The organism is Salmonella sp. NW177 (assembly GCF_051811585.1).
GTDB lineage: Bacteria > Pseudomonadota > Gammaproteobacteria > Enterobacterales > Enterobacteriaceae > Salmonella > Salmonella enterica.
Map to the genome: position 1 here is coordinate 567,904 of NZ_JAMMZV010000001.1, position 25,687 is coordinate 593,590.

Consider the following 25,687-nt stretch of genomic DNA (forward strand, 5'->3'; position numbering starts at 1 on the left):
TTTAGGTGAGGTTACCGTGTCACTTTTTTTGTCGTCGGTTCGCCGTCGTCTTTATCATAATCTGTTCGATTTGACTACGCGCTCAGGTCGCCGTTTTGAAGGGTTATGCGCGCTGTTTGCGCTGCTTAGCGTACTGGTCATTTTTGTTGAATCAGGCGTAGGAACGGAATATCACCTGACATTTGATGAATGGCATATTTTTGTCTGGCTGGAGCTCTGCGTTACCCTGATATTTACCGGTGAATACTTGCTCAGACTGTTTAGCTGGCCCGAACCGGCAAAATACGTTTTTAGTTTCTGGGGATTTATTGATCTGGTGACGATTTTGCCGCTGTACGTCATGTGGCTATGGCCGGAAATTAGCCTGAACTATATGTTTGCCTGGCGCGCTATGCGAGCGATTCGCGTGCTGCGTATTCTTAAACTGCTACGCTTTATGCCATCCCTGCGCGTATTCTGGAGCGCCATTATTAGCGCGCGTCATCAGCTTATTCTGTTCTATTCATTTATTGCGATCGTGATGATTATTTTCGGTGCCCTGATGTATCTTATTGAAGGACCGAAATATGGCTTCACGACGCTTAATGCCTCGGTGTATTGGGCGATAGTGACAGTCACAACCGTGGGGTACGGTGATATTACGCCGCATACGCCGCTGGGACGTATTGTCGCGTCGGTGCTTATTTTGATTGGTTATTCGGTGATTGCGATTCCTACAGGACTGATTACCACGCACATGAGCAGCGCGTTTCAAAAACGTCACTGGCAGCGAAAATGTCCGCAGTGCCAGCAAAGCCAGCATGAACATAGCGCGCAATATTGTAACCGATGCGGCAGTAAGCTACCGGATTAAACAGGCTTGCCGGAGGGCGCAATCAGACGCCATCCGGCCTGAACCGCTTATTCGCGCCAGAGAATATGGCACAGCTTGTGGTCCTTTTCCCGGCACAGCAGAACGCGGGCGAAAATGTCGTTAATTTCGCCGTCTTCGGTATCCGCCAGGCCAATTACCACCTCGGCAAAAAAGTCTGGATTCAGGTCAAAATCGACGTGCTCTTGCCAGTCTTCAGCGGGATCAAACAACTCCGCGCCGCCGCGCTCCTCGAATTGCAAATTGAACAGAATGATATCAGCCGGATCAAGATTATCCGCCGCCAGCTCAAGAAAAATATCGTAAGCCTGCTCAAGCGTTTCGTCTTCAGTCAGGCGATTGTTCAGATCCATTTCCATAGTGACTACCTGTTTACTCATGTTGGTCACGTTTTACAGCAATGGACTAAAGAAGTAAAACAATCGCTCGGTAATACGCTGCCATAACGGACGTTTTACCCACAAACGCGCATCTAACAGGCGGGAGCGCGAAATATAATCGTCCTGTACCGCAGCCAGATCGGCGCCGAAACCCGTATCATCAATGACCAGCGTAATCTCGAAATTAAGCCACAGGCTACGCATGTCGAGATTCACGGTACCGACCAGGCTCAGTTCGCCATCGACCAGCACGCTTTTGGTATGCAACAGCCCGCCTTCGAACTGATAGATTTTCACGCCCGCCGCCAGTAACTCGCTGAAAAAGGCGCGACTGGCCCAGCCGACGAGCAGTGAATCATTTTTACGGGGCAGGATAATACTGACATCCACGCCGCGCTGCGCAGCGGTACAAATAGCGTGCAGCAGATCGTCGCTGGGGACGAAATATGGCGTGGTCATAATTAAATATTCGCGCGCAGCATAGGTGGCGGTTAATAGTGCCTGGTGAATGAGGTCTTCCGGAAAACCAGGACCGGAAGCAATGGTATGAATGGTATGCCCGCTGGCCTGCTCAAACGGCATAATATTCACATCCGGCGGGGGAGGCAGAATGCGTTTACCCGTCTCGATTTCCCAATCGCAGGAGTAAACAATCCCCATTGCTGTCGCCACGGGCCCCTCCATCCGCGCCATCAAATCGACCCATTGCCCAACGCCGGCATCCTGTTTGAAAAAACGCGGATCCACCATATTCATACTGCCGGTATAGGCGATGTAATTGTCAATCATCACCATTTTACGGTGCTGGCGAAGATCCATACGGCGTAAAAAGACGCGCATCAGATTCACCTTCAGCGCCTCTACGACTTCAATGCCAGCGTTACGCATCATGGCCGCCCAGGGGCTGCGGAAGAAAGCGACGCTACCCGCGGAATCCAGCATAAGCCGGCAGTGGATGCCGCGGCGGGCGGCGGCCATTAACGATTCAGCGACCTGATCCGCCATGCCGCCTGGCTGCCAGATGTAAAACACCATTTCGATATTATGCCGCGCCAGTTGGATATCGCGAATAAGCGCCTGCATGACATCATCGGAGTCGGTAAGCAATTGCAACTGGTTGCCTTTGACGCCCGCAATCCCCTGACGTCGTTCGCACAGCTTAAACAAGGACGATGCGACGCTACTGTTTTCTTGCGCGAAAATGTGTTTGCAGGCTTTGAGGTCATTCAACCATTTGGCGGTAGACGGCCACATGGCGCGGGCACGCTCGGCGCGACGTTTGCCTAAATGCAATTCGCCCACGGACAAATAGGCGATGATCCCGACCAGCGGAAGGATATAGATGATTAACAACCAGGCCATTGCGGAGGGAACTGCGCGCCGTTTCATTAGAATACGTAATGTGACGCCGGCAATGAGAACCCAGTATCCCAAAATGACCAGCCAACTCACCACGGTGTAGAAGGTTGTCATAACTTTAAAAATCCTTTAGAAAGCGTGTTGTTAAGAGTTTACGCGTCAGGATTCACATGGCAAATAAAAACACGGGAAAAGCGCTGGTCTGCATCCGGCGAGGGGGTATAATGGCGCTTCTGTTACAGTGAGAGTCGTAAACATGAAGCGTAGTAGAACGGAAGTGGGGCGCTGGCGAATGCTACGTCAGGCGAGCCGCCGTAAAGCGCGTTGGCTTGAAGGGCAATCACGCCGTAATATGCGTATCCATACCATCAGGAAATGCATCTTTAATCGTCAGCGTAATTCATTACTCTTTGCGATTCACGGTGTGTGAGCCAGAAAGGGCACCGTATGCGGTGCCCAACAGGCCATCCTTTTCAAAAGATCTTCTTATACGGTTTGACCGAAACCTGCGCATAGACGCCCGCTGCGACGTAGGGGTCCGCATCAGCCCAGGATTGCGCCGCTTCTAAAGATTCAAATTCAGCAATCACCGTTGACCCGGTAAATCCGGCTACCCCAGGATCGTTACTGTCCACTGCGGGCATCGGCCCGGCAGTTAATAATCGCCCTTCATCATGCAGAAGTTGCAGGCGCGCCAGATGCGCGGGCCGTACCGAGAGGCGTTTTTCAAGCGAGTTGGCATTATCCTGAGCGTAAATAACATACAGCACGGGTAGAGCTCCTTAATCGGTAAAAGTTGCTGATTACGTTATTGGAAAGGGCATTTAACTGCAATGTAAAGATACCGACTTTGTTAAACATGCACATTTTGTGTGGTATTTTTGCGCGATATCATCTTTTAAATGCCGCTATCGGCAATGCCTTATTGAATATGATTGCTATTTGCATTTAAAATTCAGCTCTGGTTTTTCAACTGAAACGATTATGACTTCAATGACCCTTGAATGAAGTCTATTCGGTTTTCTAAGAGACCTGTTAATTACAGGACAATATCAGGTGTAGTTGGGCTTGTTCCAACCCCTATGACTATGCAATTTAATAGTAGTTTTCCAAGTATCTAAGCAGTTTCACACAGATTCTATGCAGTATCGGTATAGTCTCTTTTTACCCTAACTCATTGAAATATATAGAGAATCTGTGAAGTCTCTTTTCAGGGTAAACTGTATCGTGTTAGTCGTTCCTCTCTCGACCCTTAGAAAAGTGCTATATACAGGACTATATAACGCTATTCATGCAGTTGGTCACATGGTGTAACTATCAAGAAACTTAACGATATCCTGCGTGAATATTGAAAAGTGATGGTTATAGTTGATTCGGTTGTTCTAGGAATCAACCTCATAGTTACCTTGTCAAATCTTCGTAGTCCATTCTTAAAAAATCACTTACAGACACCTTAATATCTATACAGATTTCATGTAGAACACGATTAGTGCGCAAAACAGTGATTATGTTAAAACCATACTGTGTTTATATCAGTACTGATTTATAAGGGTTTTGTGTATTGGATGATAAGAGACTATACAGAACCTTGAGAGCATGTATTCTAAGTCATTGATACATAAGGTCACAGAAGTTTGTGTCTGTTACAGAGAAAACTGGATAGGACTTCACAGAACTATAAAATGTTACAGCTATTGATAGGTTAAATCTTCTTGATAGATGCCGTGAAGTGTGATGAAGGTTTCTTGAGGTGGAGTTAACAGATGCTATGAAGAAAGTCAATAATTGGTTATAGATATTTTAACTGCTTTTGCAAAGGGGGTGCTATATCGTGAATCTGGGGTACTTAACAGCCATCAATCATGAGGTAGATTCTACCGAATCAACTGTGTAGATATTTTTTAAGATTATCGGTGAAGGGGAATGTAGAGGTGGTACTACGATTTTTATAAAAAAATTAGAAGATGAAAAATCACTGTATAAACTTTAATCAGACCTATCGACAAGTTTATGTCAGGTCTTTATTAACTATCAGCTAAAATTCCTGTGTCCATATTTACCATGCAATTCCAGTGATGCAGCATCATAGGCTTTTGCAGCTTCTTCTGCTGTATTAAACTGACCCAGATAATGAGATTTTCCATTACAGCGTATTGTAGCCCAGAACCCCTTGTTATCCACTCTTGGGTGTACTCCCTTGTAACCTGATTTTGTTTTCTTTCTGGGTATCATGTTTGCCTGATTCTGCTCTTTGGTAACCTCGCGAAGATTGCTAATAGCATTATTTAGCGGGTCACCATCTATATGGTCAATCCATAGTTTAGCTTGTTTACCATGATATAGATAGAAAATAACCTGATGCACCTTAAGTATTCTGAACTTACCATTAATCCGACAACCAAAAGCCAGATGCTGTCTTGGTTTAGGATTTACAAGTGAACCCTCGATTTTTACACCATTTCTAAATAATGTTCCAGATTCAAAATCTGCTGTAATATTTTCATTGATGTATCTTATAACTTCTTCAGGCCATGCCTTGGTATACCTAGTCACCATAATATTCCTTATTTCAATTAACTTGTTGATGTAATACTACCAAGAAACTTCATATCATATTTTAGATAATGATTGATATACATCAAAAAACTATTAAGTTCTCGGAAGAGGACTATATAGATTAATGATGCTCTTATTGTAGGAGCATCTATTCCCACCAATGGAACTACACAGACCTAGAGAACATGCCTTCACAGCATCTATATCAGGTCAGATTTAGAGGTCTTGATAGAATCTTCAAAGGTACTTGACAGATAACTATGAAGTTGTTAGGAAGGAGTGTTTAACGGGAGGAAGAGAACCATGAAACCGAAGGTAGGTTCTATCTTAACAGTGAAGTCTTAAGAAATGTCTTGAGAGTTACCTAAACAAGCCTCTTAAGTAAAAGACAACACTCCAGAAAGAGTGTCTGTTTAACAAACTTCTCAAAAGCTCTTAAAAAGTCTGTTAAGAGAGGGCTATGTGAACAATCATACCATTTTGTCAATGCTTTTGTCTTTGACCTAAATCAATAAAATGTATCGTTTGATATGTTTTTAAACAAAATAGCTAAAAAATCTTTTAGAGGGGCGCTTCGCTTGTGTCACATCCAATAATCAATATCGGTCGTCATCATGGTGGTTCTGATGACTGGCGTACACCGTATCGTTTATTTCGTAACCTGCATCATGAGTATAGCTTCAGTCTAGATGGTGCTGCAACTGAGCATGACGCATTGTTGCCACGGTTCACCGATGATATTCACAATCAATCATGGGTTGGTGAACGGGTCTTCTGTAACCCGCCGTTTAGCATGGCTGAACAGTTCCTCCTAAAAGCCCCTGAAGCTGATGTGTGTGTATGTCTGGTTCCGCACAGGTCAAAGACAACTTACTGGCTTCGGTGTGTATATACAAACCCCTTTCTGCATGAGATTCGAACGTTACACCGAGCAGTCAAATACCTCCCACCAGCAGGAAAAAAAGGTGCTGTAGTGCGTTCACCGTTTGCAAGTTGCGTTTTGATATACAGGAACACACCCCGTAAACCGAAGGTTGAAATTACCCAGACAATCTATTGTGGCGACACAATGCTTTTACTTGCCGTGGTTAATAGGGGTGGTTTACGTGGAAGACCTCATATACACGATGCACAGACGCTTGACAGGTTGATTAAAATGCATGACCAAGGGCAATCCGTCAAGAGCATCGCAGAATCGCTAAGAATGCCTCTAAGCACCACTTACAGGATTGTTCAAAGGTTGAGCTAAAATTCTCATATAGAGCACTGATTATGAGAATGTTAAAGAGGTGATTTCCCCTTTCTGGGGTTATCGCTCTTCTCCCGATTAGTGGGGCGGTTAAGAAGGCTTGAAGTTATCTGTGAAGGTACTGGACAGTCTTATATATTGGGTGATTACAACTCATTGAAAAATAAGTATTTTTAGAAGTTACTGTTAAGGTTACAGAGTTAACTGTGAAGAGACTTGTCAGTTCTCTATATATGGCTAATTACAACTTATTGAAAAATAAGAACTTTTAGAAATTACTGTCAGAGAGGTGAATGCTTGATAGATACAGCTTTCCGGTTCTGTCAAGCTATTTTTTAATAGATAGCACAAAATGCTAAAGATACCCCTATACCATCTCGTACAGGGGGTTTTGAAGGGAGTTTAACGGTTATCTGTTCGAGTCCTGTCCTTGAGGTCAAATGACCATTCACGACCAAACAATCTGAACACGATAAACACCCGAACGATGAAATAGCGGAGCAGAAGACCTGCAATCAGCCCAATACCTCCACCAGCCCATACATCAGGTGACCCCAGCTCAGGAGGGAGATTTACCATTCAATTTCCTTGTAAGACGCTCTCAATCGCATTCTGACACAAAAAAGTACCTGACCTTATAGTTGACCTGAAGAGGCCATTTAACTCGTTACAGAGCGATTGAAGAGGTCTGTGTGCAATGCAATAACCATGTGACCACTCTCATAGTTGATTCGGTTAGTTGGGCTTGTACCAATCCCTATCGAATAAACCTCATAGCCACGCCTCATATTTTACTCTCCCCATAGAACCATTATACCACAGATGTTAATAAAATGTTAAAAAATACTTGACATTAGTCTTTGAAAATGCTAGTATTGTATATAAGTTAACAGAATAATAACATCTTATGAGGGTCGGAACATGAATGAGAGACGCAGAATTTAGAGCGATGCTTCAGGCATCGAGACAACGTAACAAGCACAACTCCTACGCTTACACAAGCTCCCCCACCAGACACGAATTACCCAAGTTCACCAGAGCAGAACGCAAAGGCATTGACGAAGTAATTCGGGCAATTACACCGAGGAGTCGTTATATGTCAACCAGAAAGAGCACGAAGAACAGCATCAAAAATTATTTGAATAACTTCGACAGCTACGAGCAACTGCCAGCAAAAATTGAAGATGTAATTATCGGATTCTGTAGAAGCGAAGGTCACCCGAAATACAACAAAAAACTATTTTATCTTCTAAAGAATCTTGACGAAATTAGCTCAAGCACAGTGACGAGCCATCTTCAAAGACAAGCAACCAGACTTAGTTATGAATTACCAAGCGATAAATATTGTGCATTGCTTGCTGTAATGTGTGCAAAGCTAATTGGTATTGTTGAACATCATATTGCCGTTGGGAATATTGAGCCAATGGAAAACGAGCAACCAGATTTCGAGTTTGACCCGTATATTTTGGAGGAATTTTAAATGAACAGACACACACTCACACGAATTTCAGAAGAAGCTTTTAACGAGCTTACCAGAATTAAACAGACAACTAACCTCCCTCATCAAACTGTTATGCAGCTTGCAATTGCTAAAGAGGTTACTGAGTCGGATTTACTGAAATATCCAGTCTCTAAAGGTCGTAAACACATCCGAATTAGTCAGGACGCTTTAGCTACTTTGAAGGCGCTTAACGGCTTTAAGATTGATATTGCCCGTCTATTGAGTCTTAAGATTCACAAGTTAGCGATGGAGGTTTAATGCTATGCGTTACCTTTGAATACCACACGGATAAAATGATTCGCCACATCTCCGACCTCCTGATTAAGGGAAACGGATTCGGTGACATCCATAACTCAAAAGATATTTTCATTAAAGCCATTGGCCCAAATGAAGTACTGAAAACAGCAGTTAAACCGGAATGGTTTGAGCGTCACAAGATTGAATTAGGTTATTGGGGTGAGGAGGTTTTATGAAACCTTGGCATGAAGATGTTAGACGATATTTTACAGAACACCTTATCTATGATGAATCCAGTGATTCCCTGTGCTGGTCTGATGGAGAGTCAGTCACGATAAATACCGACGACTACGGCAACAAAACATTTAATATAGGCCGATATACTTTCTACGTGAAATATGTTGTCTGGTTCCTTTATCATGGCTATCAATCCAACAAGCAAATTATCCATCGAAATGGTAACAGAGCCGATACCAGACCAAAAAATCTTATGCAAGTCCGAGACTTTAAGAGAAATTAGAAAAACAGCTTCTCAGACGCTCTCAATCGCATTCTAACGCAAAAAACTACCTTATTTTAGGGTGGGTAATACCACTGTACAGGCTACCCCTGAAAAAGACTGTTTAGCTCGTTACAGAGCGATTGAGGAGGTCTGGTAAAAAGGAGATTTTAAGAAATGAGAGAATTAAACTTCCCACTACAGATTTTTGTTGATAGCGACACCGCTACGATGGTGCAAAGCTTCACTGATGCAGGTATTAGCATTGATTTTGACAGGCTGTTAAAGCTAATGGCTGATAACTCAGAAACAATTGAAGACTTTATTCAGTCGGTGGAGTTTAACGAGCCTCGAATGATGCTACCAATTACAGACAGCAGCATGAAAAGATTGGTTATCGAGCAAACGAACAAATACAGCGTTAGCCCTGAAAGATATCTCAAGGCAGCTATAGCAATTTTGTACGCTGACAATATTTTGGTGACGGATTCGAAGGTGGTGCATTAATGGGCTTAATAATTGCTTGGACAGCTTTGGGTTTATTTGTTGGTTGCTGGGTAGGTAACACAGTAAATAAGAATTGATGTTACCAATCTGTTAAAAAGCTGTTGACAAATAACCTTGAGCATGACATAATTGTATATATGAGGATAGTCTTCTATCCGAAGTCTATAGGAAGAGCAATTTTTCCTAAAATCATATTTTCAATAATCCGATGGATGGATATTCTGAATTGGAAAGGTGCAATGCTTTTCGCTACATGGCCTTTCAGGTTAGTCTGAGAGGTCATCTCGAAAAGTCTTTGTTCATTCGTTATTGAATCCTTTAGATGTTTTAATTTCTTCACCTTAGCCCTTTATAGCGTTTTAGTTATCTAGGGCTTTTTCAGCTTTTAAAAAGCATACTTGGCAAACCGCCTTTTAAGCCTCTTCTAAGTTCGTAGGATGTCAGGTGTGCTTTTTAAAAACTGAAATACTTTAGCTTAGAAGAGGAATGAAATGGAAAATCTATATATTAACGGTAAAAAGATTGATAGCTTCGGTGACTGGTCGCCACAGATTGAACATCCAGCTATCGCTATTCAGCGTAAAGAACACGATGAAAGAATTAAGCTTGAGCAATCGCTAAAGATGTCACCAAAAACAACCATCTTTGTGTATCCTGAACCTCAGGAGATGCCTGATGTTTGCAAAACTGAATCATTACTTGAGCTTGAAAAGAAATATTATCCACTGCTAAAAGCACAGCGTATTAAGCTTGATATTGCTTACGACAATGTGAAGAACTTTGAAGAGACTGAGAAGCCAACTGATTTTGATATTGAAGTGGAAATTAGACAAAACCCATTCGTATATTACTCAGTTGAGGATAATGATGGTTTTGGTACAGCAAGAGAGAATATCTCAAAAGTTCTTCAAAACATCCCTGAAGGATTCCGTTTAATTGATGTTAGACCAGCTTCACGCGGTACAGGTTCATATATTTTACTGTCTGATAAAACAGATGAAGAGATTTGTCAGTTAGCTGAAAAGAATCTACTTGAGCGTCATAGCAAAAAATTAAACAGATTTAAGCAAGAGCTTGCTAACCAGCTTAGAGCTATGAAGCAACTAATCAGTGACTATGAAACGCAGAAGAAGATTGCTATGCAAGCCGATATTGAGCAACTAACTAAGATTTCTAGCAAATATGCAAAGGCTATTTGATATGGTGTGAGGTGATGAATGATTGATTTACAGCAGCGTTACGAGGTTATTAAATCTGTTTGTGAAAGTTTGAAGCTGCAACCAAACAAGCCAAAGCTACGAATTAAGAGTAAGCGCCAAATTATCACCTCGCATAAACCAAAGGTTAGAAGGATTCCTTCATGGTGTATTGACCGTGTTCCTGCTGATGCTCAATTAATTGGTGAGTCTGGTTCTTACACTTATATCCTTCATTAAAAATCACAAAGGGGAGAGATTAGCCTTGATTGGTTGGTCTTTCCCTTTTTTGTATTTAAAAGATAAGAGGTGAAAAATATGTAATGGCACAATTTAAAGTTGATGACTTCCTGATTGAGTTAAGCTTTAGCTCTCAGAAAGTTTTAAAAGGCTTGGAAAAAGCCGAGAAACAAACGATGCAAATCGCATCAAGAATTGAAAAACGACTGAATAAAGCTTTTAAAGTTAATCCTACGCCTTTAAATGATTCTCTCAAGGTCATGGAAAGAAATGTCGATAAAACTGTTTCCAAGATTGAGCAGCGTCTTAAAAACACTAAAGCGTTTAAGATTAAAACGGAAATTGAGGATACTTTAAAGCCACTTAGACAGCCAAGACAGCCACGAATTAGCGGCAACAGAGCAATCACAGCAGCTTATTCAGCTAATATGTCTAAGCTAAAAGGCTTTGACCCTATTTTGCAGAAATACATTAAATCTCAGTTTTACGGGCTATCTGCTAAAGCTGGTCAGATGGATAATTCAAAATTCAATGAGAAGTTGGCTCAGTTGAATGCTTCAGTCCGAGAAGCAATTGCTAAAGCCAGAGGCCATACATCCACCAGCAAAAATAATCACAGTGAAAATGCTTCGAATAGTCTGGATGTATTAGCTACAAGTGCAATCAAAGCAGGTACAGCCATTTATAGTTTTCAGACAGCCTTAGAAGCTTACAAGAAGATTATGGAGGTTGGTCTGAAAAAAGAAGCATCACAACGAGCGGCACAATTCGTTTTAGGTGATGAAGGTGCTAAACGAGCTACAGAATTTGTGAAGAATCTTGCTGATAGTAGTGGTGTTGACCAGATTGAAACATTAAGCAGTTTTGCTAAGTTTTCCGCTGGTGCTGGTGATATGAACACAGACCAGAAAGAATCCTTATTTAGTAATGTGATTGGTACATCCCGACTAATGGGGCTAAGCACCGATGAAATTAACGGGATTTTAAAAGCTTTTGAGCAGATGGCGAGCAAGGGCAAGATTCAAGCTGAAGAGTTACGCGGTCAGCTAGGTGACAGAATGGCAGGTGCTTTCCAGTTATTTGCCAGAAGCCTTGGGATGACTACCGAGCAACTAGATGCAGCTATGAAGAACGGTAAAGTTCTTTCTAAAGATGTTCTTCCTAAAGTATCCGCTGAAATGGGAAGGATGATTGATAAAGCTGGTGGATGGGAAAAGATTATTAACTCTACTCAGACGCAGTTAGGCCGCCTTTCTAATTCATGGAATAATAATCTGGCCTTAATGTTCGATGGTTCACAGGAAGGTCTGGTAGATTTTACAAGGTCACTGACTAATTTACTTAATTCACTAGGTGGTCAATCTAAAAATCTTGGTGAACATTTTGGCGACTTGATGAAAAGCATGTCAAACGGTATTGATGATTTAACCACGATTAGCTACCGAGTGCAGGGATTCTTTGACAGAGTGACCCTTGCTTACAGAGAATTAAATGACACTCAAAAAGCTGTAGCTGATGGTATCGCAAATGGCCTGTTAAGTGCATTAAAGGGACTTGCTGGTATTGTCGCTGTAAGGTCTGGTATTGGTGCTGTAGGTGGTATCTGGAACTTAATTAGGGCTATTTCCACGCTTGGAAATGTCGCAAATACAGCAGCGGGAAGAATCAATTCACGTTCTGGTACTGGTAGTGTTGAAGGTGGTAAAGGAAAATTATCTGTAGCTGATGCAATTACCAAAGTAATGATTGTCGGTATGGCAACTGATGTGATTAACTCCATTGTTAAACCGTTCTATGAACGTCAGATGAGTAAGTCAGATAATCCAATTGACAAAGTTGTAAGGTCAAAGGTGGAACCCACAGACCAAGCATTGACTGGTGACATGAACTCTTTAGCTGCTGTTTTATGGGCTATGGTTCAGGGCAAATCAAAGGATGTTCCACAGTTTTCACCTGAAGCATTAAATAATCTGAAAGGTCGAGTGGAAACATTCACACAAGATTTAAAGGTTATCAAGCCGTCAGTAAATATTCAGCCTCAGACAATCAATATCACAACTCAGACGGTACTTGATGGAAAGGTTATTGATGAAAGAACCACATCGCATATTAATCGTATGCAGGAAGATACCTTGATTAGCTCAGCTTACCCAGAGGAATAAACAATGTTAGAACTACTAATATTTATTGCCACACATGGCAATCTATTAATCTTTATCTAGTATGACGATTCAACTATGAATAGTCGAATGCTACGTGATTTCTTCTGAACAGATACCAACATCAAAAATTAGATTTCACGTAGCTCACGCTTAACAGATAAAACACTTAAATATCAAAGGCTTGGTTAAAAATGATTAAAAATACACTAAGCCTTTGAAATCAAAGGAGAATTTAATGATTTTTAGCAATCAAATCCGCTACAGTGGCAAAGATGGCATCTATTTCCACTTAAGAGATAATGTAGATGCCTTCTTAACCTTATCAGCAACTGAAAACATGGAATTTGACAGCCCTATGCAGGTGACTACACAGAACATGCAATCAGGGCAAACTGTCACAGATAATGTGCAAAGAGCACCCAGAACAATCACTATTAGTGGTGTCGTTGTAGTTGGCTATGAAGGAAGCTTATTATTAACTCGTCAGGGTCAATTAGTAGAAAACTTCATCGACACTCTAGAAAACTGGCGTGACCAGAAGCAAATTATTTCGGTCATCTGTAAAGACGGTATTAAGATTGATGATTCCATTATTACGAGTTTTAAAGCATCTAAAGATGTTACTATCTCTAACGGTCTTAGAATCCAGCTAACTTTTCAGGAAATTAACTTCAAAGCCATTGTTGGTCAGACTGATATTTCTGCTGCTACTGGAAAGACAGCTACTACAAATGATGGTGGCGCTACCAGCAAAAAGAATGCGGGTAACGTGACTACTGAACGCAATAACGCACCTATGCTGATGTGTCAGGAACTGTACAGTTACTCAGCGTCTGAGCTATCTGATGAAGCATTAAAAGCCCGTAGTAATTGCTCTAAAAATGTCACGGTGAAAGATGGTGTAAGCACCTTCACAGCCTCAGCTAATTCAGGTGCTGCAAAGGTGCTTAAGTCGGGTAATGCTTTACGGAAATTTAGTGTGAATCCTAACAAGAAGGGCACTTATTGAGACATAAAAAGGGGCTTCATAGCCCCTGATTGCTACAGTTGATAAGCGTCTATTTCTAGTAGCTCTTTTTCAGCAATTTCAAAGATAGATGTTCCATCATTTAGAGGTAGCGGGTCTGTAGGAACAATTATTTCAGTGTCGTTCTGTAGCGTTACAGTTACCGAATCCTTACCCAATGTAAGCCCTTTTAGATGCTTGGACAAAATCAACTGACACTCGACACGACCCGCTTTAGTCATAAGGTCAATATCTTTAAGCTGGGGTAGTTCCTTATCAGTGAGTGAAGCCTTACGCCTCATGTTATCAATCATGGTCTGTAGTTCTGTGCGCTTCTGGTTCAGTTCCTTAAGCTGAATTTTTAGTTCATCAATATCATCCATCTCAAGAAGTAGGGCGGTAGCTTTCTTGATTCTGGCTGTGACAATTTCAACCTCATGCTGTAGAGATGCAATCTTCCCCTCTGCTTCTCCATCATTCCCCACGTCAATCATCCCCAGAAAATTATCAATCATCCACTTATCAAACGGTTTACGCTTCAACGGTGGAACATCACAGCGACCGTCAGGATTGTTATTGCACCTGTAAACCCCTGCATACTTATTCTTAGTCCCTGTAGGGTGAACACTAGCCCCACACTGACACCGGAATAATCCCTTGAAGATGTTAATCGTTAATGGGTTATCACTTGCAGGTGTGCGGCCTTTACGATTCTTGTCGAGAATCTCTTGAGCTTTATTGAACGTTGCAGCATCTATAGCGGCTTCGTAGTAGTTCGGTATAGCGGGGCGGTCATTGCGCTGTGATGCTGGTAGTGTACCTCTCGTTGTCTCTGACCTTAAGATAGTACGCACAGAATGAACGCTAAAACCATTAGCATCTTTACGCCGTGAGAATGAACTAATGTTATTAGCCTGTAGGTGACGGGCGATGTTATGCAGACTTTCACCATCTAGCAGCAGCTTGAAAATCAGTCTTACAGTCTCAGCGTGTTCATTGCACTTGAAAGTATCGGGGTCAATCCATCCGGGAACCATCTTTGTAAGACGTTGTTCACCAGCAAGGGCAAGCTTTGCACGTTGTTTCCACTTCTGGCTAACACGGAAAGACTTCTGCTTAGACTCTTGATGAGCTACGTAGCTTTTAACGCGCTGGATGATTGAGATTCCTAAATCATCGGATAGAGCATCCCTTGTGTAGATTAGCCCATCCTGTAGAGTGTGAATCTCGATACCATGAGCAATAATGCGATTCATCAAGGCTTCTGTTTCAAGATGTTCAAGGCGGCCTATGCGGTCGATAGCTTCGACTAGCAGAATTGTACCTTCTGGAAACTCCCCAGACTCAATACGGGCTAACATGTCACCAAACTGACCAGTAAGATGCTTACCTTTGTAACCGGATAGACCCTCATCACTGAAAGACGCTACTACTTGAGCATCGCTATTCTTCTTCAACCATTGCTTGAACAGGTCATTTTGTCGTCTGGTTGAATCTGCACCTTCAGCGCCTTGTATAGCTGAACTGAACCGAAGGTATGTTATTACGGTTCTCACGGTGATAAACTCCCATGCAATTGATTATCATTTAAAGATGAACTTATAAACGTTATGGCTAATGCTACAATGCCGAATAGCTACAATACAATGACCCTTGATTTACCTCGTCGCTTTCCCTGGCCGACACTCCTTTCCGTAGGCATTCATGGTGCTGTAGTGGCAGGTTTGCTCTATACCTCGGTACATCAGGTTATTGAATTGCCTGCGCCAGCGCAGCCTATCACGGTGACAATGGTTTCACCCGCTGACCTGGAGCCGCCCCAGGCGGTTCAGCCGCCGCCGGAGCCGGTGGTTGAACCCGAACCGGAGCCAGAGCCGATCCCTGAACCGCCTAAAGAAGCGCCCGTGGTGATTGAGAAACCCAAACCTAAGCCAAAACCCAAGCCAAAACCGAAACCGGAACCGGTGAAAAAGGTTGAAGAGCAGCCGAAGCGCGAAGTCAAACCGGCTGCGCCGCGTCCTGCCTCACCGTTTGAAAATAGCGCCCCGGCGCGGCCAACAAGCAGCACCGCATCGGCGACCAGCAAGCCGGCGGTGAGCGTGCCCACTGGACCTCGCGCTCTGAGCCGTAACCAGCCGCAATATCCGGCGCGAGCACAGGCGTTACGTATTGAAGGCCGCGTAAAGGTGAAGTTTGACGTGACCTCTGCTGGGCGAGTGGAAAATGTACAGATTCTGTCCGCGCAGCCAGCCAATATGTTTGAGCGTGAAGTTAAGAATGCGATGCGAAAATGGCGCTATGAAGCAGGCAAGCCGGGTTCCGGGCTGGTGGTCAATATTATCTTCCGTCTGAACGGTACGGCGCAGATTGAGTAATCTCTGGCGCCGCCAGCCAGGAATATACCATCACCTGCTGGCGGCGTAAGCGGGTATACTTAACCCTGAACCGGGAGCGGGCGGGGTTTACCGTCCGGATCGACGGCAACATAAATAAACAGCGCCTCGGTGGCCTTGTAGCGCTGTCCAATCGGTTCTGACGCGACTTTTTTCACCCAGACTTCAATATTGATGCTAATAGACGTCGTACCGCGTTTAACGCAGCGCGCGTAGCAGCATACGACATCGCCAACCGCGACGGGGCGCAGAAATGTCATTCCTTCCACGCGTACGGTTACAACCCGACCGTGCGCGATCTCTTTGGCCAGTATCGCGCCGCCAATATCCATTTGCGACATCAGCCAGCCGCCAAAAATATCGCCGTTCGCATTGGTATCGGCAGGCATGGCCAATGTACGTAAAACCAGCTCGCCCTGAGGAGTATTATCCATTGTTGTCATTGTAAAACCGACTATCAGAAAAAATTACAGCCGCGATGCTACTATGAATTTTGTGTGGAGAATAGAGGGAATAAAGGTACTGACGGGAAAGCGCAGGGCGTAAAGGTGGAGAAAATATCGCCAGGCGTTCGCAGTCTGGCGATGATAAGTCACGGGAGGGTTATGATTTATCTTCCTGTGGCAGATGCCGATAGATATAGACGCCGCTCAGCAGGGTAAAAATGAGCGTCAGCGCCGTGAGTCCAAAGACCTTAAAGTTGACCCAGATATTTTGCGGCAACCAGAAGGCGATATAAATGTTAGCCAGACCGCACGCAATAAAAAACAGCGCCCACGCCAGGTTCAGCTTTGACCAGACCTGCTGCGGCAACGCCAGTTCTTTACCTAACATACGTTGGATTAACGGTTTTTTCATCACCCACTGGCTTATTAACAGCGCGCCGGCGAACAGCGCATAAATAACCGTCACCTTCCATTTAATAAATTCATCGTTATGGAAGAAGAGCGTCAGACCGCCGAAGACGGCAACCAGAACAAAGGTAATCAGCGCCATCTTCTCTATTTTCCGATAGCGCACCCAGCTATAAATCAGCACGATTGCCGTCGCGACAATCAGTGCGGAGGTCGCCGCATAGATGTCATAAAGTTTATAAAACGCAAAAAAGACAACCAGCGGTAAAAAATCCAGAAACTGCTTCATTCTTCGATTCCATCATCAACGAGCGTCGAATGCGCCGCGTAACGGCGCATTGCGGATTATTGGCGAATCAACATATACAGGCGGAATAAGTAGATAAGCAATACTGCGGAAATCAGATTGCTCAACGTATTCGCCAGTACAGCGCCTACATTTGGGGTCAGTACAGCGAAGCTGGGCGCGAACAGCAATAGCAATGTTTTAGCCAGTAACCAGCCTATCACCGCGGGCGCGACCAGTCTCATGTTAGCCCAGGCTAAACGCATACTGCTGCGCATTGCGGCAAACACGCCCATTTTCTCTTCAACCAACATCACTGGCGCAAGCGCCAGCACAATGGCCATAATAATCCCCGGAACGACAATCAGCATTATACCGATTTGCACTAACAGGGTAGTCAGAAAAATAAGAATAAACAGTTTAGGCAATGCAGGGGCGCTGGCGCCGATAGCGCGCAGCGCGCTAACCCGATGTCCTGCTGAAACTAACTGAATCATCAGGATGATACCGCCGGCCAGAATAGCATTGCCGATAAGCCCGGAAAACGTCGAGGCGGCAGAGGCGCGCAACAGGATCTGCTGCTGCTCCGGCGTCATATTTTGTACCAGCTCAAACAGGCCAGCGCTGCCTGCCAGATGTTCTCCTTCACTGAGTTGCGCGATTTGCGCATCGCTGGGTGAAAAGGCATGACCTAAGACCACCGTGATAAATGCGCACAGCAACGAAACCAGCAAGATAGTAATAAATTGATTTCGGAAAAAATTTCCGGCGTCACGGTAAACGGACTTCGCCGTGATAGACATGCACTCTCCTTGAGTTTTGCAGGTGTTAATTTGCGGGCAATTGTACCCTGGATAACTCTACAGTGGCAGCATCAGCAGTTGTATGGAAAAGCATATCTTTGTAAAGCGGCGGTAATCCGTATCGCGCGCGGGCGCGATTGCACGCCTCATTCACTTCGCCTCCTTCGCCCGATATCGAAAATTCGCGACAGGTTGAAGGGCGGTTTTCATAAATAGCGCAACTGACGTTTTCACCCGGCGTGCCAATTAGCGCTTTACAGTGCGGCTGTTTTTGGTTGGTACCGGCCATACAACGTAAAAAAGGGGTAACGGGCTCGGTTAATGACGCCGGAACGCATCCGCTGGCATCGTCGCCTTCAGCCCAATAAAAGGAGACACGAAAATAGGCACAACAGGCACCGCATGTCATGCATGGGTTAAGAACGCTCATGATTCACCTGCAAAAACTCACGTATCAATAGATTACAACGGAAATTAATCTGTCCCGCAGTGTTCGCGAATCTTAACGCCACGCGCCATTGCGGGACATTGATTACCTTAGCCAGCCTTTATCGCCAGGGCAACAGAGCAGACAAATATTTGCATAGCGTGAATATGTCAAAATTGATCTGAACTCCTATAACCAGGATTTTCAATACAAGTTCTAAATTAATCTGGATCAATAAATGTTAAATTATAAGAACAAATGTGATCTGTGTTAGATCACTTATTACTTCATTGTGGGTATATTCATCACGCTTTTATAACCATAACGATGGAGCGGGTATGAAAAAATTTACAGTGGCGGCACTGGCGTTAACAACTCTTCTCTCAGGCAGCGCGTTCGCGCACGAAGCCGGAGAATTCTTTATGCGTGCAGGTCCGGCAACCGTCAGACCTACAGAAGGGGCGGGTGGTACGCTGGGGCATTTAAACGGGTTTGATGTGAGTAATAACACGCAACTCGGCCTGACATTCACTTACATGGCGACGGACAATATCGGGGTTGAATTGCTGGCGGCCACGCCGTTCCGCCATAAGGTGGGTACGGGCGCGACGGGTGATATCGCCACGGTCCACCTGTTACCGCCAACGTTAATGGCGCAGTGGTATTTCGGCGATTCCAGCAGCAAAGTGCGTCCTTATGTCGGCGTGGGGGTGAACTACACCACCTTCTTCGATAACGACTTTAACGATAATGGTAAAAAGACCGGGCTGTCCGATCTGAGCTTTAAGGATTCCTGGGGCGCGGCCGGGCAAGTTGGGGTAGATTACCTGATTAACCGCGACTGGTTAATTGGCGCCTCTGTCTGGTACATGGATATTGATACTACCGCCAATTATAAAATGGGCGGCGTGCAGCAGCATGACAGCGTGCGTCTGGACCCATGGGTATTTATGTTCTCGGCAGGCTATCGTTTCTAATCGCGTGATGTTGTGACGAAAAAAGACCCCGCCAGGCGGGGTCAAAAAAGGACATGACACACGGATTTTACTTGTCGGAACTCACTTGTCTTCTTTCGGTTCGCCGCAGCCTAGTTCTGCGCCAGTGAGAGGATCAACGGTGGGGTCCGATTTCGTTCTTTCTGCCATCGCTTTGAGCAGCGCCATCTGCTCGCGCGGCAATTTCACTGTCGCCAGGCCATCGCCGCCATCAACAGCAGGCATCGGTTCTGCGACATAGTTGAAGTTCTCATCGCTATTCCAGCTACCTCGCGGATCGTCGCCTTGCGACATGTTGTAGTACACGTCGGTATACTGTTCTACCGGCGGTAATTTACCCGGCGGGAAGTTGTTACGAATCGAATACAGCGCCTTTTCAAAAGAGAGCTGGTGCGCGACTTCACGGGTCATTAAGAAACTGAGCGTGTCTTTTACGCCAGGATCGTCGGTCAAATTAATCAGGCGTTCATAAATGATCTTCGCTCGCGCCTCTGCCGCGATGTTTGAGCGTAGATCGGCTGTGACTTCGCCGATAGTATCAATATAAGCCGCGGTCCACGGTACGCCGCCGGAGTTCGTCAACGCCGGGCCGCCGCCATACAGCAGAGAGGTGATATGGCTGTCATTACCATTCTGCGTCAGCGAGCGATAAAGTTCCGCTTCGCTTTCGGTGCCTTCCGCCAGCTCGCCTTTAGCGCCTTTATTAAGCATTCCTACCAGTGAGCCGATAATTTCCAGATGACTCAGCTCCTCGGTGGCGATGTCCATTAACATCTCTCTACGACCGGCATCATCATCGCTTAAACCTTGCGTGAAGTAGCGGCAGGCGGCCGCCAGTTCGCCCTGCGGGCCGCCAAACTGTTCCAGCAGCAGGTTCGCTAATCCAGGATTAGGTTCGCTCACTCGCACAGTATATTGAAGTTGTTTTACGTGTCGAAACATATTGCCTCCTGCTTATTATTTATTTTTTGGCTTCAACGCCATCTGCTTCAGATCGCAGCAAAAATTGTTCCGTTGTCTGCGGAATATGTTTGATAAGCCAGTCAGCCATTTGCATTTCTTCTTTCAGAATGGCTTCAATCGTCGGAATTGAGGCAGTGTCGCCAGCTTTTTTTGCCGCCGCCAGCAGGGAGGTATAACAAGCAATTTCGAACTGTTCGAAAACATAACCGCTAATTGAGCCTTTGACAATTTCATCGGAAGGGAACATGCCACCGATAGATTGCCCCATTGCTGCCATTTTACTCATGGAGTCTTTCAACACCGAACGGGAAATGCCATTACGGTCCAACACTTCCTCGAGCATGGTAATTTGATGTTTGGTTTCACTAATATGTTGTTCAATTCTGGCTTTTATATCAGGGTAATTTTCAATACGGCTGGCCATAGATTCAAGCATCGATTCTGCCTGTTTTTCCATGGCATGGGCGTCACGAAGCCAGTCATGATAATGTTCAGTATAATTCATTTTACATTCCTCAATGCGTGATAATCTGCTCCGATAATAAAATCGGAATCATGCAAGCTGATAATTAAAAATATTATTTCGATTTGCGTTCAGCACTTTTATTAACATTGCTGACTGCTAAATCGGTAAGTTTTAAATCAGTTTGTTTTTCCTCGTCGAGGGTTTCTTTAAGCAGTTTTAATGCTTTGTTATAGCCGAGCTGCTCGGCCAGGGTGGCTAGCGTGCCGTAGCTGGCGATTTCGTAATGCTCGACTTTTTGCGCCGCGGCGATAAGCGCTGCATCGCGTACTTCGTTTTTCTCCGTACTTTCGATGACTTCATTGGCTTCTTCAATCAGCCCTTCCATAGCGACGCATTTCATTCTTTTCAGTTTAATGCCAGATTCAGATTCGACGATCTGATCAATACGTTCAATCTGACCCTGGGTTTCTTCAAGATGAGATTGAAAGGCCTGGCTTAATTTTTCATTGGACGTGGCTCTGGCAAGTTTAGGAAGAGCCTTGGTTAATTGTTTTTCTGCACTATAGGTATCTGAAAGTAGATGGATAAAAAGGTCTTCAACGGTTTTGATATTCATAAATCTAATTCTCCTGGGCAAAATACTGCGAGCCAGAAGACTCGCAGATTGCTTGATAAAAGCATGTGTTATATTTACATTACAGTAAATCAGGAATTATCGGATTTACGTCCGCCGTGACTATTCTGACCACCTTTTTTACCGGCTTCAGAAGCTCGTTGCGGATCGTTTTTGAAATTCCCGCCGCTATGCTGACCGCCTTTGCGGCCCGCTTCAGATGCTTTTTCACGATTCTCGGCGAAATTTCCTGAACCACCACGATGTTCGGCCATATTATTTCTCCTGTCTCGTTGCTTGCTGAAAAAATCGGTTTTAACCGTGTCGACACCCTATTAAAATTAGTTGGTTAAACCGATTAGTCAAATTGACGGAAATAGTTGTGATTTACCGCGTAAATAACGCACAAAAAATGGTTTAGAGATAATATATTCTATATTTTCTTTTAGAATAAGCGATTTAACAGAAAATGCTTTGCATTGCTATTAATAACAAGCGTCACTATCTGCGGCCATAGAAACGTTAATGCATTGTTTATTGACATTTCTTTACATAAAGGCGGGGGAAATTGACGTGAAAACGCTAAATTTTTCGGCGTGATTAGGAGTTTTCTTAGCAAAAATTGACTTCAGACTTTTTGAAAGCTGGACAGGGAACAACACCAAAAAGATTGATGATCTGCGTCTGAATCGTGATTCTGGTTCGGCGCCAAGCTCTCATTAAGCCGCCAGCGTTATGCTGACGGCTTAACCCGTTATGCGCGGCTGGCGGCTTTCATCGCTGAGACAAAGGACCTGAGCTCCGCCAACATCTGTTCGGGAGGCGCGTGGTTTTTCTCGATAATGTTGACAATGGCTGAGCCGGAGATAGCGCCAGCCGCCCCGGCACGCACGGCCGCAGACACCTGTTCCGGAGAGGAGATACCGAAGCCCTGTAACGCAGGCGCGGCATGGTACTCTTTAAGCTTCTCAATGAGATGATGCAACGGCAATGCGCCACGGTTTTCCGCGCCGGTGACGCCCGAACGCGAAAGCAGGTAGGTATAACCGCGGCCGTAAGATGCGACCTGGCGCAGAAGATCGTCATCCGCATTTGGCGGGCAGATGAAGATCGGCGCGATATTATGCCGTAACGCCGCCTGGCGGAAGGGGGCCGACTCTTCAACCGGGACATCTGCGACCAGCACGGAATCTACGCCAACCTGTTCACAACGGGCATAGAACGCATCTATGCCGTTATTGAACACCAGATTCGCGTACATTAGCAGGCCAATCGGAATGGTCGGGTGTTTTTCACGAATCAGCGCCAGCATTTCAAAACACTGAGCCGGCGTGACGCCAGCGGCGAAGGCGCGTAAGTTCGCATTCTGGATGGTAGGGCCATCGGCCAGCGGATCGGAGAAGGGAACCCCCAGTTCCAGAGCGTCGGCGCCAGCGTCAATCAGTGTGTCGATAATTTTCAGTGACTGTTCAATGCCAGGGTCGCCCAGAGTTACGAAGGGGACAAAAGCGCCTTCCCGGCGATCGTTGAGCTGTGCAAATAAATTTTCGTAGCGTTCCATCAGATTTCCCCTCGCGCTTTCAGGATATCGTGTACGGTAAAGATGTCTTTATCACCGCGGCCAGAGAGATTGACCACCAGCAGTTGCTCTTTTTCCGGCTGCTGGCGCATCATTTTCAGAGCGTGCGCCAACGCGTGGGAGGATTCCAGCGCCGGGATAATTCCCTCATGGCGGCACAACGTTTTGAAGGCTTCCAGCGCCTCATCATCGGTAATGGAGACATAATCCGCGCGTCCGATGCTGTTCAGGTACGCATGTTGCGGCCCAACGGATGGGAAATCGAGCCCGGCGGAAATGGAATAGGACTCTTCAATTTGCCCGTCCGCTGTTTGCATCATCGGCGCTTTCATCCCGAAATAGATGCCAACGCGACCATGTTTAAGCGGCGCGCCATGCTCGCCGGTTTCAATACCGTGACCGCCAGGTTCAACGCCTATTAGCCCGACGTCGGTATCATTAATAAAATCCGCAAACATCCCGATAGCGTTTGAGCCGCCGCCGACGCAAGCGATAACGGCATCTGGCAGACGGCCCTCTTTGTCGAGGATTTGCGCTTTCGTCTCTTCGCCAATCATGCGTTGGAACTCGCGAACGATGGTGGGATAGGGATGCGGTCCTGCCGCCGTGCCGAGCATATAGTGCGCGGTTTCGTAACTACCGGACCAGTCGCGCAGCGCCTCGTTACAGGCATCTTTTAGCGTAGCGGAGCCGCTATGAACCGGGATAACCTCAGCGCCCATCAGACGCATACGGAAGACGTTCGGCGACTGGCGCTCAACGTCTTTGGCGCCCATATAGATACGGCATTTCAGACCCAGCAGGGCGCTGGCGAGCGCAGAGGCGACGCCGTGCTGACCGGCGCCGGTTTCAGCGATAATCTCGCTTTTACCCATCCGTTTGGCCAGCAGCGCCTGACCCAGTACCTGATTGGTTTTGTGTGCGCCGCCGTGCAGTAAATCTTCGCGCTTTAAATACAACGTGGTACGCGTACCGGCGGTAATGTTCTGGCATTTCGTCAGCGCGGTGGGGCGTCCCGCGTAGTTTTTTAGCAGATCGGCGAATTGCGCCTGAAATTCAGGATCTTTTTGCGCGCTGACGAAGGCCTCTTCAAGCTGGTTCAGCGCAGGCATCAGGATCTGCGGCACATACATGCCGCCGAATTCACCAAAGTAGGGATTGAGAAGTGTTGTCATGTTTTTTCCTTAATATGCGCGCAGTGTCTGAAAAACTGAGGCCAGAAGACGAGCATCTTTGATGCCCGGCTGTGACTCCACACCTGAATTAAAATCGAGACCGGCACAGCCGACTTGCGCCGCCTGGACGCAGTTATCGGCCGCCAGCCCGCCCGCCAGTAATACATTATCCAGCGGTTGCCCCTGTAGCAGTGACCAGTCGAAGCGCTGCCCGCTGCCGCCTTGCCCATTGTCGAAAATGTATTTATCGACATGGTGATAATCGCGTGCGGGAAGGGCATCGCTAACGCTCAGCGCCTTCCAGATTTGCACATTGCTCGGCAACGCCTCGCGCAGCGCGTTGACATACGCCTGGTCTTCGCTGCCATGTAGCTGTACGGCAGAAAGCGACAGGACGGCAGCTTTCTGGCAAACATCGGCGATATCAGCGTCCTGGAAAACGCCGACATACTGCAATGGTGCGCCGCTTATCACTTCTCGCGCCTGCTCAACGCTCACCGCGCGTGGAGATGAGGGCACAAAAATCAACCCGCCATATATTGCGCCAGCGTCACAGGCCGCTTTAGCGTCCTGGGCGCGGGTCAGGCCGCAGACTTTATTCTCGCCAAACAGCACGCGACGGACGGCGGCGTTAAGATCGTCATGCGCCATTAACGCGGAGCCAATTAAAAAACCGTTGGCGAAGTGGCTCAGTTCGCGTACCTGACCATAGGTGTTAATCCCGGACTCGCTGATGACAGTCACGCCGTGGCCCAGTTTTGGCGCCAGCTGGCGGGTGCGATTCAAATCAATCGACAGATCGCGCAGATCGCGATTGTTGATACCTACCACTTTTGCGCCTAACGCTATCGCGCGCTCCCGTTCTTCGTCATTACTGACCTCCGTGAGCACGCCCATTTTCAGACTGTGCGCGACGGCGGAGAGTTGGCGATACTGTTCGTCATCCAGAACCGAGAGCATCAGTAAACAGGCATCGGCCTGATAGTAACGGGCAAGGTAGATCTGATAGGGATCGATAATAAAATCCTTACACAGAATCGGCTGCGGCGCGCTTTGGCTAACGACCGGCAGAAAATCGAAGCTCCCCTGAAAATATTTTTCGTCGGTGAGCACCGAGATCGCCGAGGCGTAATGTTGATAAATACTGGCAATACGCGCCGGATCGAAATCGTCGCGAATCACGCCTTTTGATGGCGATGCTTTCTTACACTCCAGAATAAAGGCGGTACGCGCGCCCTGGAGCGCATCATAAAAATGGCGTGTACTTGGCTGGATCTCATTTTGAAAGCTGGCCAGCGGCTGTTGCTGTTTGCGGGCTTCTACCCAAATCGCCTTGTCTGCGACGATTTTCGCTAAAACGGTTTGCATTA

Annotated in this window: 30 protein-coding genes; 14 read left to right on the forward strand and 16 right to left on the reverse strand. The window is 45.8% G+C overall.

The genetic code is table 11. The annotated features are described in order from the left end of the window. Positions 1 to 16: 16 nt before the first annotated feature. Positions 17 to 853, forward strand: a complete 837-nt coding sequence (locus tag NA986_RS03005) for an ion transporter (RefSeq protein ID WP_023217052.1) — start codon at positions 17 to 19, stop codon at positions 851 to 853. Between the two features lie 47 nt (positions 854 to 900). Here the strand turns inward: NA986_RS03005 and NA986_RS03010 are convergent, their stop codons facing one another. Both NA986_RS03010 and cls read right to left on the reverse strand, forming a co-directional pair. Continuing rightward, positions 901 to 1,230: an HI1450 family dsDNA-mimic protein gene (locus NA986_RS03010; RefSeq protein WP_000425070.1), complete on the reverse strand. Its 330-nt coding sequence runs from the start codon at positions 1,228 to 1,230 to the stop codon at positions 901 to 903. A gap of 33 nt (positions 1,231 to 1,263) precedes the next feature. Beyond that, positions 1,264 to 2,724 (reverse strand): cardiolipin synthase, encoded by a 1,461-nt coding sequence (gene cls / locus NA986_RS03015; protein WP_000206886.1) that lies wholly within the window; start codon positions 2,722 to 2,724, stop codon positions 1,264 to 1,266. Positions 2,725 to 2,866: 142 nt separating this feature from the next. Between cls and NA986_RS03020 the strand changes: the two genes are divergently transcribed. After that, complete coding sequence (locus tag NA986_RS03020; protein WP_001531561.1) at positions 2,867 to 3,040, forward strand: YciY family protein; 174 nt, start codon at positions 2,867 to 2,869, stop codon at positions 3,038 to 3,040. A 43-nt stretch (positions 3,041 to 3,083) separates the two neighbouring features. On the opposite strand, the gene NA986_RS03025 is transcribed toward NA986_RS03020, so the two are convergent. Further along, entirely contained in the window at positions 3,084 to 3,380 is a 297-nt protein-coding gene (locus NA986_RS03025; RefSeq protein WP_000967605.1) for a YciI family protein, read from the reverse strand. Positions 3,381 to 4,641: 1,261 nt separating this feature from the next. After that, complete coding sequence (locus tag NA986_RS03030) at positions 4,642 to 5,166, reverse strand: AP2/ERF family transcription factor (RefSeq protein ID WP_439039715.1); 525 nt, start codon at positions 5,164 to 5,166, stop codon at positions 4,642 to 4,644. 580 nt (positions 5,167 to 5,746) lie between these two features. Here NA986_RS03030 and NA986_RS03035 point away from each other — a divergent pair. The 10 genes from NA986_RS03035 to NA986_RS03080 all read left to right on the forward strand — a co-directional run bounded on the left by NA986_RS03035 (position 5,747) and on the right by NA986_RS03080 (position 13,766). Then, entirely contained in the window at positions 5,747 to 6,415 is a 669-nt protein-coding gene (locus tag NA986_RS03035; RefSeq protein ID WP_225090905.1) for a DNA N-6-adenine-methyltransferase, read from the forward strand. A 925-nt stretch (positions 6,416 to 7,340) separates the two neighbouring features. Then, the gene (locus NA986_RS03040; RefSeq protein ID WP_439039716.1) at positions 7,341 to 7,895 is read left to right on the forward strand and encodes a hypothetical protein; all 555 of its coding nucleotides are present in this window, start codon (positions 7,341 to 7,343) and stop codon (positions 7,893 to 7,895) included. Next, positions 7,896 to 8,174, forward strand: a complete 279-nt coding sequence (locus NA986_RS03045) for a hypothetical protein (RefSeq protein ID WP_439039717.1) — start codon at positions 7,896 to 7,898, stop codon at positions 8,172 to 8,174. Beyond that, positions 8,174 to 8,389: a hypothetical protein gene (locus tag NA986_RS03050; protein ID WP_001681135.1), complete on the forward strand. Its 216-nt coding sequence runs from the start codon at positions 8,174 to 8,176 to the stop codon at positions 8,387 to 8,389. The genes NA986_RS03045 and NA986_RS03050 overlap by 1 nt, the downstream gene beginning before the upstream one ends. Continuing rightward, the gene (locus tag NA986_RS03055; protein ID WP_000805963.1) at positions 8,386 to 8,673 is read left to right on the forward strand and encodes an HNH endonuclease; all 288 of its coding nucleotides are present in this window, start codon (positions 8,386 to 8,388) and stop codon (positions 8,671 to 8,673) included. The genes NA986_RS03050 and NA986_RS03055 overlap by 4 nt, the downstream gene beginning before the upstream one ends. A 156-nt stretch (positions 8,674 to 8,829) precedes the next feature. After that, a complete protein-coding gene (locus NA986_RS03060; protein WP_198899158.1) occupies positions 8,830 to 9,159 on the forward strand; it encodes a hypothetical protein in 330 nt (109 codons plus the stop codon). Between the two features lie 491 nt (positions 9,160 to 9,650). Further along, a complete protein-coding gene (locus NA986_RS03065; protein WP_439039718.1) occupies positions 9,651 to 10,358 on the forward strand; it encodes a transposase in 708 nt (235 codons plus the stop codon). Positions 10,359 to 10,376: 18 nt separating this feature from the next. Next, positions 10,377 to 10,595 (forward strand): hypothetical protein, encoded by a 219-nt coding sequence (locus tag NA986_RS03070; protein WP_001502265.1) that lies wholly within the window; start codon positions 10,377 to 10,379, stop codon positions 10,593 to 10,595. A gap of 83 nt (positions 10,596 to 10,678) precedes the next feature. Continuing rightward, on the forward strand, positions 10,679 to 12,757 hold the full coding sequence (locus tag NA986_RS03075; protein ID WP_439039719.1) for a tape measure protein: 2,079 nt from the start codon (positions 10,679 to 10,681) through the stop codon (positions 12,755 to 12,757). Between the two features lie 235 nt (positions 12,758 to 12,992). Continuing rightward, the gene (locus tag NA986_RS03080; RefSeq protein WP_439039720.1) at positions 12,993 to 13,766 is read left to right on the forward strand and encodes a phage baseplate protein; all 774 of its coding nucleotides are present in this window, start codon (positions 12,993 to 12,995) and stop codon (positions 13,764 to 13,766) included. 32 nt (positions 13,767 to 13,798) lie between these two features. Here the strand turns inward: NA986_RS03080 and NA986_RS03085 are convergent, their stop codons facing one another. Next, complete coding sequence (locus NA986_RS03085) at positions 13,799 to 15,319, reverse strand: recombinase family protein (RefSeq protein ID WP_106699126.1); 1,521 nt, start codon at positions 15,317 to 15,319, stop codon at positions 13,799 to 13,801. A 90-nt stretch (positions 15,320 to 15,409) separates the two neighbouring features. Here NA986_RS03085 and tonB point away from each other — a divergent pair, with 90 nt between their 5' ends. Next, the gene (tonB, locus tag NA986_RS03090) at positions 15,410 to 16,138 is read left to right on the forward strand and encodes a TonB system transport protein TonB (protein WP_001525247.1); all 729 of its coding nucleotides are present in this window, start codon (positions 15,410 to 15,412) and stop codon (positions 16,136 to 16,138) included. A 59-nt stretch (positions 16,139 to 16,197) separates the two neighbouring features. Here tonB and yciA read toward each other — a convergent pair whose 3' ends face one another. The 4 genes from yciA to NA986_RS03110 all read right to left on the reverse strand — a co-directional run bounded on the left by yciA (position 16,198) and on the right by NA986_RS03110 (position 18,529). Then, entirely contained in the window at positions 16,198 to 16,599 is a 402-nt protein-coding gene (gene yciA / locus NA986_RS03095) for an acyl-CoA thioester hydrolase YciA (protein WP_000210317.1), read from the reverse strand. Positions 16,600 to 16,759: 160 nt separating this feature from the next. Then, on the reverse strand, positions 16,760 to 17,299 hold the full coding sequence (locus NA986_RS03100) for a septation protein A (RefSeq protein WP_000808682.1): 540 nt from the start codon (positions 17,297 to 17,299) through the stop codon (positions 16,760 to 16,762). Positions 17,300 to 17,355: 56 nt separating this feature from the next. Beyond that, positions 17,356 to 18,099 carry a YciC family protein gene (locus NA986_RS03105; protein WP_000028507.1) on the reverse strand — a complete coding sequence of 248 codons (744 nt, stop codon included), beginning with the start codon at positions 18,097 to 18,099 and terminating at the stop codon, positions 17,356 to 17,358. Between the two features lie 25 nt (positions 18,100 to 18,124). Then, positions 18,125 to 18,529: a YkgJ family cysteine cluster protein gene (locus tag NA986_RS03110; protein WP_000114954.1), complete on the reverse strand. Its 405-nt coding sequence runs from the start codon at positions 18,527 to 18,529 to the stop codon at positions 18,125 to 18,127. Positions 18,530 to 18,864: 335 nt separating this feature from the next. Between NA986_RS03110 and ompW the strand changes: the two genes are divergently transcribed. Continuing rightward, positions 18,865 to 19,503: an outer membrane protein OmpW gene (gene ompW, locus NA986_RS03115; protein ID WP_000714798.1), complete on the forward strand. Its 639-nt coding sequence runs from the start codon at positions 18,865 to 18,867 to the stop codon at positions 19,501 to 19,503. Positions 19,504 to 19,584: 81 nt separating this feature from the next. Here ompW and NA986_RS03120 read toward each other — a convergent pair whose 3' ends face one another. The 7 genes from NA986_RS03120 to trpCF form a co-directional block, all read right to left on the reverse strand. Beyond that, positions 19,585 to 20,463: a manganese catalase family protein gene (locus tag NA986_RS03120; protein ID WP_000488354.1), complete on the reverse strand. Its 879-nt coding sequence runs from the start codon at positions 20,461 to 20,463 to the stop codon at positions 19,585 to 19,587. Between the two features lie 19 nt (positions 20,464 to 20,482). Further along, positions 20,483 to 20,989: a ferritin-like domain-containing protein gene (locus NA986_RS03125; RefSeq protein ID WP_001109977.1), complete on the reverse strand. Its 507-nt coding sequence runs from the start codon at positions 20,987 to 20,989 to the stop codon at positions 20,483 to 20,485. Positions 20,990 to 21,062: 73 nt separating this feature from the next. Further along, positions 21,063 to 21,566, reverse strand: coding sequence for a YciE/YciF ferroxidase family protein (locus NA986_RS03130; RefSeq protein ID WP_023203186.1), 504 nt, complete (start codon positions 21,564 to 21,566; stop codon positions 21,063 to 21,065). Between the two features lie 89 nt (positions 21,567 to 21,655). Then, positions 21,656 to 21,838, reverse strand: a complete 183-nt coding sequence (locus NA986_RS03135; RefSeq protein ID WP_000807657.1) for a general stress protein — start codon at positions 21,836 to 21,838, stop codon at positions 21,656 to 21,658. Positions 21,839 to 22,317: 479 nt separating this feature from the next. After that, the gene (trpA, locus tag NA986_RS03140) at positions 22,318 to 23,124 is read right to left on the reverse strand and encodes a tryptophan synthase subunit alpha (RefSeq protein WP_023216974.1); all 807 of its coding nucleotides are present in this window, start codon (positions 23,122 to 23,124) and stop codon (positions 22,318 to 22,320) included. Beyond that, positions 23,124 to 24,317, reverse strand: a complete 1,194-nt coding sequence (trpB, locus tag NA986_RS03145; RefSeq protein ID WP_070793990.1) for a tryptophan synthase subunit beta — start codon at positions 24,315 to 24,317, stop codon at positions 23,124 to 23,126. The genes trpA and trpB overlap by 1 nt, the downstream gene beginning before the upstream one ends. A gap of 9 nt (positions 24,318 to 24,326) precedes the next feature. Beyond that, entirely contained in the window at positions 24,327 to 25,685 is a 1,359-nt protein-coding gene (gene trpCF / locus NA986_RS03150; RefSeq protein ID WP_023216972.1) for a bifunctional indole-3-glycerol-phosphate synthase TrpC/phosphoribosylanthranilate isomerase TrpF, read from the reverse strand. Positions 25,686 to 25,687 lie beyond the last annotated feature (2 nt).

What these genes read in the sequence shown, in the direction of transcription:
- NA986_RS03020 (WP_001531561.1), top strand. Translation starts at nt 2,867, where the DNA reads ATGAAGCGTAGTAGAACGGAAGTGGGGCGCTGGCGAATGCTACGTCAG.
- NA986_RS03045 (WP_439039717.1), top strand. Translation starts at nt 7,896, where the DNA reads ATGAACAGACACACACTCACACGAATTTCAGAAGAAGCTTTTAACGAG.
- NA986_RS03050 (WP_001681135.1), top strand. Translation starts at nt 8,174, where the DNA reads ATGCTATGCGTTACCTTTGAATACCACACGGATAAAATGATTCGCCAC.
- NA986_RS03010 (WP_000425070.1), bottom strand. Translation starts at nt 1,230, where the DNA reads ATGGAAATGGATCTGAACAATCGCCTGACTGAAGACGAAACGCTTGAG.
- NA986_RS03070 (WP_001502265.1), top strand. Translation starts at nt 10,377, where the DNA reads ATGATTGATTTACAGCAGCGTTACGAGGTTATTAAATCTGTTTGTGAA.
- NA986_RS03100 (WP_000808682.1), bottom strand. Translation starts at nt 17,299, where the DNA reads ATGAAGCAGTTTCTGGATTTTTTACCGCTGGTTGTCTTTTTTGCGTTT.
- NA986_RS03105 (WP_000028507.1), bottom strand. Translation starts at nt 18,099, where the DNA reads ATGTCTATCACGGCGAAGTCCGTTTACCGTGACGCCGGAAATTTTTTC.
- NA986_RS03055 (WP_000805963.1), top strand. Translation starts at nt 8,386, where the DNA reads ATGAAACCTTGGCATGAAGATGTTAGACGATATTTTACAGAACACCTT.
- NA986_RS03120 (WP_000488354.1), bottom strand. Translation starts at nt 20,463, where the DNA reads ATGTTTCGACACGTAAAACAACTTCAATATACTGTGCGAGTGAGCGAA.
- trpB (WP_070793990.1), bottom strand. Translation starts at nt 24,317, where the DNA reads ATGACAACACTTCTCAATCCCTACTTTGGTGAATTCGGCGGCATGTAT.
- NA986_RS03080 (WP_439039720.1), top strand. Translation starts at nt 12,993, where the DNA reads ATGATTTTTAGCAATCAAATCCGCTACAGTGGCAAAGATGGCATCTAT.
- NA986_RS03040 (WP_439039716.1), top strand. Translation starts at nt 7,341, where the DNA reads ATGAGAGACGCAGAATTTAGAGCGATGCTTCAGGCATCGAGACAACGT.
- trpA (WP_023216974.1), bottom strand. Translation starts at nt 23,124, where the DNA reads ATGGAACGCTACGAAAATTTATTTGCACAGCTCAACGATCGCCGGGAA.
- tonB (WP_001525247.1), top strand. Translation starts at nt 15,410, where the DNA reads ATGACCCTTGATTTACCTCGTCGCTTTCCCTGGCCGACACTCCTTTCC.
- trpCF (WP_023216972.1), bottom strand. Translation starts at nt 25,685, where the DNA reads ATGCAAACCGTTTTAGCGAAAATCGTCGCAGACAAGGCGATTTGGGTA.
- NA986_RS03065 (WP_439039718.1), top strand. Translation starts at nt 9,651, where the DNA reads ATGGAAAATCTATATATTAACGGTAAAAAGATTGATAGCTTCGGTGAC.
- ompW (WP_000714798.1), top strand. Translation starts at nt 18,865, where the DNA reads ATGAAAAAATTTACAGTGGCGGCACTGGCGTTAACAACTCTTCTCTCA.
- cls (WP_000206886.1), bottom strand. Translation starts at nt 2,724, where the DNA reads ATGACAACCTTCTACACCGTGGTGAGTTGGCTGGTCATTTTGGGATAC.
- NA986_RS03075 (WP_439039719.1), top strand. Translation starts at nt 10,679, where the DNA reads ATGGCACAATTTAAAGTTGATGACTTCCTGATTGAGTTAAGCTTTAGC.
- NA986_RS03130 (WP_023203186.1), bottom strand. Translation starts at nt 21,566, where the DNA reads ATGAATATCAAAACCGTTGAAGACCTTTTTATCCATCTACTTTCAGAT.
- NA986_RS03030 (WP_439039715.1), bottom strand. Translation starts at nt 5,166, where the DNA reads ATGGTGACTAGGTATACCAAGGCATGGCCTGAAGAAGTTATAAGATAC.
- NA986_RS03110 (WP_000114954.1), bottom strand. Translation starts at nt 18,529, where the DNA reads ATGAGCGTTCTTAACCCATGCATGACATGCGGTGCCTGTTGTGCCTAT.
- NA986_RS03135 (WP_000807657.1), bottom strand. Translation starts at nt 21,838, where the DNA reads ATGGCCGAACATCGTGGTGGTTCAGGAAATTTCGCCGAGAATCGTGAA.
- NA986_RS03060 (WP_198899158.1), top strand. Translation starts at nt 8,830, where the DNA reads ATGAGAGAATTAAACTTCCCACTACAGATTTTTGTTGATAGCGACACC.
- yciA (WP_000210317.1), bottom strand. Translation starts at nt 16,599, where the DNA reads ATGACAACAATGGATAATACTCCTCAGGGCGAGCTGGTTTTACGTACA.
- NA986_RS03125 (WP_001109977.1), bottom strand. Translation starts at nt 20,989, where the DNA reads ATGAATTATACTGAACATTATCATGACTGGCTTCGTGACGCCCATGCC.